Raw genomic sequence first — 4,480 nt, 5'->3', positions numbered from 1 at the left:
CTGGCCACCGCGTCACCGAACGGGACGATCCCGCCCGGAAAGCGCTTGAGCTTGTGGTAGCGGCGCCACCGGCTGGCCGGAAAGGCGTGGTATGCCGGTTCGCCGATGGGGGTGGCCAGGGCCAGCGCCTCGTTGAAGTGGGCGGGCAACAGCTCCTCGGCCAGGGCGAGCATCTCGGGGAAGGTCCGCGGCGGCTTGGCATTGGCTACCCCGAAGGTGGTCAGCACCCAGGTGCCGTCCTCGTAATGCAGCATGCCCAGACCCAGGGACTGGTCGTGCGACGCGCCGGCGACCACCACCTTCTCCCGCAGCGCCCCTTCGGGCAGCCGGAACTGGTGGGTGGCGTAGTGGATGCCGATGTCGATGATCGCCTCCGGTGCGCGCGGGTATCCCCACTGCTCCAGCCACACCGGCAGCCGGGTGCCCCGCCCAGCCGCGTCGACGACCAGGTCGGCGGCGACGAACTCGGGTTCACCGCCCGGCCCGTCGGCCGCGGGATCGAGCAGCACCCCGGTCACCTTCTGGTGGGCCCGGTCGAAGCGCGGTTCGAAGACGTTGCGCTGGACGATCTCGACGTTGTCGATGTCGCGGACTCGCTGTCGGATCTGCCATTCCAGGTGCGGCCGGCTGGGCACGTACGCGGTGAATTCGTCGCGCAACGTGTGCCCGGTGCCCAGCACGTGGCCCGCGGCGCCCAGGTGGATGCAGTCCGGCCGGTTCTCCAGCATCGGCACCCCGGCGGCCACCATGTCGTCCAGCAGGCCGGGGAAGTGACTTTCGAACTCGTTGGCCCCGCGCGCCATCAGCATGTGCAGGTGACGATCCTGGGGGACCGTGGCGCGGTTGGCCGGCGCGGTGGGCAGCTCGTCGCGCTCGTACACCGTGACCCGGTGGAAGAAATCGGATAGCACCCGCGCCGCGCACATCCCGGCGATGCTGCCGCCGATGACGATGGCGTGATCTCTGTTTTGTCCGCTCCCCCGCATTCCCGCAGACTACCCACTACTGTGCTGGTCCAGCGGGTGACCCACGACAGACCCACGACAACAGGGACGGGTGACATGACCGGTCGATGGCGCATGAAGTCGGTGGAACAATCGATTGCCGACACGGACGAGCCCGAGACCCGACTGCGCAAAGATCTCACCTGGTGGGACCTGATGGTATTCGGCGTCTCGGTGGTGATCGGTGCCGGCATCTTCACCGTCACCGCATCGACGACCGGCGACATCACCGGCCCGGCCATCTGGATCTCGTTCCTGATCGCCGCGGCCACCTGCGCGCTGGCGGCCCTGTGTTACGCCGAGTTCGCCTCCACCCTGCCGGTGGCCGGCAGCGCCTACACCTTCTCCTATGCCACCTTCGGTGAGTTTCTGGCCTGGGTGATCGGCTGGAACCTGGTGCTGGAGCTGGCCGTCGGGGCGGCGGTAGTCGCCAAGGGTTGGTCCAGCTATCTGGGCACGGTGTTCGGATTCGCCAGTGCCACAGCCCGTTTCGGCTCGTTTCAGCTGGACTGGGGCGCGCTGGTGATCGTCGCCGCGGTGGCCGTCCTGCTGGCGCTGGGCACCAAGTTGTCGTCGCGTTTCTCGGCGGTGGTCACCGCCATCAAGGTGTCGGTCGTGATCCTCGTGGTGATCGTCGGCGCGTTCTATGTGAAGGCGGCCAACTACTCGCCGTTCATTCCCAAGCCCGAAGCCGAGCATCAAGGCAACGGCGTCGACCAGTCGGTGCTGTCGCTGCTGACTGGGGCCGGGGGCAGCCACTACGGCTGGTACGGCGTCTTGGCGGGCGCATCGATCGTGTTCTTCGCCTTCATCGGCTTCGACATCGTGGCCACCATGGCCGAGGAGACCAAGCACCCGCAGCGCGACGTCCCGCGCGGCATCCTGGCCTCGCTGGGCGTCGTCACCCTGCTCTACGTCGCGGTGTCGGTGGTCCTGTCCGGCATGGTGTCCTACACCCAACTGCGCACCGGCGCGGGAGGTGGCCAGGCCAACCTGGCCACCGCGTTCCGGGCCAACGGGGTGCACTGGGCCAGCGGCATCATCTCCGTCGGCGCGCTGGCCGGGCTGACCACCGTGGTCATGGTGCTGATGCTCGGGCAGTGCCGGGTGTTGTTCGCCATGGCGCGCGACGGCCTGTTGCCGCGGGGCCTGGCCAAGACCGGCTCACGCGGCACGCCGGTGCGGATCACGGTGCTGGTCGCGGTGGTGATCGCCGCGACGGCCTCGGCGTTCCCTATCACCAAGCTCGAAGAAATGGTCAACGTCGGCACCCTGTTCGCCTTCGTACTGGTCTCCGCGGGCGTGATCGTGTTGCGCCGCAGCCGCCCCGACCTCGAGCGCGGGTTCCGCGCGCCATGGGTACCCGCGCTTCCGATCGCCTCGGTGTGCGCATGCCTGTGGCTGATGCTCAACCTGACCGCGCTGACCTGGATCCGGTTCGGCATCTGGCTGGTGATCGGGACCGCCATCTACTTCGGCTACGGCCGCCGCCACTCGATGCAGGGCCGCCGGGACGCATCCGCTCCACAGCTGGCGACGGAGACCTAACCGCTCGCAGTGGTTTACAAAACAGCGTCGTGTGTCTAGACAAGAGACGCAAATGGCGATATTGTCCAACCTTAACGTGGTGTGACTCACAAGGAGGTTTGGCAGATGACCACACAGTTCCAATCCGAACTACAGCCAGCGGCGCAGTGGCGCGACAAGAAGCGCCATCTGTGGCTGCTGGGCCTGGTGGCCCCGACCGCGCTGTTCGTGATGCTGCCCCTGGTCTGGGGGCTCAACCGGCTGGGCTGGCACGCCGCGGCCCAGGCGCCGCTGTGGATCGGGCCGATCCTGGTCTACGTCCTGCTGCCGCTGCTCGACCTGCGGTTCGGGCCGGACGGACAGAACCCGCCCGACGAGGTGATGGAGCGGCTGGAGAACGACAAGTACTACCGCTATTGCACCTACATCTACATCCCGTTCCAGTACTTGAGCGTGGTACTGGGCGCCTACCTGTTCACCGCGTCAGACCTGCACTGGCTGGGTTTCGACGGCGGACTGAACTGGGCCGGGAAGCTCGGCCTGGCGTTGTCGGTCGGTGTGCTCGGCGGCGTCGGCATCAACACCGCGCACGAGATGGGACACAAGAAGGACTCCCTGGAGCGCTGGCTGTCCAAGATCACCCTGGCGCAGACTTGCTACGGCCACTTCTACATCGAGCACAATCGCGGCCACCACGTCCGCGTCTCCACACCGGAAGACCCGGCCTCGGCCCGCTTCGGCGAGACGTTCTGGGAGTTCTTGCCGCGCAGCGTCATCGGCAGCCTGCGGTCGGCGGTCAAGCTCGAGGCGCAACGCATCCGCCGGCAGGGCATGAGCCCGTGGCACCCCAAGACCTACCTGTCCAACGACGTCCTCAACGCCTGGGCCATGTCGGTGGTGCTGTGGGGCGCGCTGGTCGCGCTGTTCGGCTGGGGCCTGCTGCCCTTCGTCGTCATCCAGGCCGTCTTCGGCTTCTCGCTGCTCGAGGCCGTCAACTACCTCGAGCACTACGGGCTGCTGCGGCAGAAGAACCCCAACGGCCGCTACGAGCGCTGCGCCCCGGTGCACAGCTGGAACTCCGACCACATCGTCACCAACCTGTTCCTGTACCACCTGCAGCGGCACAGCGACCACCACGCCAACCCGACCCGGCGCTACCAGACGCTGCGCAGCATGGAAGGGTCACCGAACCTGCCCAGCGGTTACGCCTCGATGATCTCGCTGACCTACTTCCCGCCGCTGTGGCGCAAGGTGATGGACCACCGGGTGCTCGAGCACTACGACGGCGACATCACCAAGGTCAACGTGCAACCACGGCTGCGGGAGAAGATGCTGGCCCGGTACGGCGGTGCGGCATGACGACCCCGGCCTCACCGGCCTACCAGTGCCCGGTCTGCGACTACGTCTATGACGAGGCCAAGGGTGACGCCCGGGAGGGTTTCCCGCCCGGCACCGGCTGGGACCAGATCCCGGAGGACTGGTGTTGCCCGGACTGCTCGGTGCGCGAGAAGGTCGATTTCCAACCGATAGGAGCAAGCAAATGAGCGACCAAGGCAGTGACTACAAGCTCTACCAGTGCGTCCAATGCGGCTTCGAATACGACGAGGCCGAGGGCTGGCCGGAAGACGGAATCCCGCCCGGCACTCGCTGGGACGACATCCCCGAGGACTGGAGCTGCCCGGACTGCGGCGCGGCGAAATCGGACTTCATCATGGTCGAGGTGGCTCGCCCGTGAGCGCCGCAAACACTATTGTCGCGCCTGTGAAGCGGATCCCTTACGCCGAGGCGTCGCGCGCCCTGCTGCGCGACTCGGTGCTCGACGCGATGCGGGACCTGCTGCTCACCCGCGACTGGTCGGCGATCACGCTGTCCGACGTCGCACGGACGGCAGGCATCAGCCGGCAGACCATCTACAACGAGTTCGGCTCCCGGCAGGGCCTGGCGCAGGG

At 67.2% G+C, this 4,480-nt stretch carries 6 protein-coding genes; 5 read left to right on the top strand and 1 reads right to left on the bottom strand.

What is annotated here, in order from left to right; all coding sequences use genetic code 11:
* The coding region (locus A9W95_RS00510) for an NAD(P)/FAD-dependent oxidoreductase (protein ID WP_156745925.1) at nt 1-953 on the bottom strand (953 nt) is incomplete at its 3' end.
* A gap of 108 nt (nt 954-1,061) precedes the next feature.
* Between A9W95_RS00510 and A9W95_RS00505 the strand changes: the two genes are divergently transcribed.
* The 5 genes from A9W95_RS00505 to A9W95_RS00485 form a co-directional block, all read left to right on the top strand.
* The gene (locus A9W95_RS00505; protein ID WP_067408659.1) at nt 1,062-2,552 is read left to right on the top strand and encodes an amino acid permease; all 1,491 of its coding nucleotides are present in this window, start codon (nt 1,062-1,064) and stop codon (nt 2,550-2,552) included.
* Nucleotides 2,553-2,657: 105 nt separating this feature from the next.
* Nucleotides 2,658-3,890: an alkane 1-monooxygenase gene (locus A9W95_RS00500; RefSeq protein ID WP_067408657.1), complete on the top strand. Its 1,233-nt coding sequence runs from the start codon at nt 2,658-2,660 to the stop codon at nt 3,888-3,890.
* Nucleotides 3,887-4,075, top strand: a complete 189-nt coding sequence (locus tag A9W95_RS00495; RefSeq protein ID WP_067408654.1) for a rubredoxin — start codon at nt 3,887-3,889, stop codon at nt 4,073-4,075. The genes A9W95_RS00500 and A9W95_RS00495 overlap by 4 nt, the downstream gene beginning before the upstream one ends.
* A complete protein-coding gene (locus A9W95_RS00490) occupies nt 4,072-4,266 on the top strand; it encodes a rubredoxin (RefSeq protein ID WP_067408652.1) in 195 nt (64 codons plus the stop codon). Before A9W95_RS00495 ends, A9W95_RS00490 begins: the two co-directional genes overlap by 4 nt.
* Nucleotides 4,263-4,480 (top strand): TetR/AcrR family transcriptional regulator (locus tag A9W95_RS00485; protein WP_156745924.1); only part of this gene is annotated, 218 nt, incomplete at its 3' end. The genes A9W95_RS00490 and A9W95_RS00485, both read left to right, overlap by 4 nt.

The organism is Mycobacterium sp. 1423905.2 (assembly GCF_001673155.1).
Classification (GTDB): domain Bacteria; phylum Actinomycetota; class Actinomycetes; order Mycobacteriales; family Mycobacteriaceae; genus Mycobacterium.
This window is presented reverse-complemented; position numbering and strand designations above follow the sequence as displayed.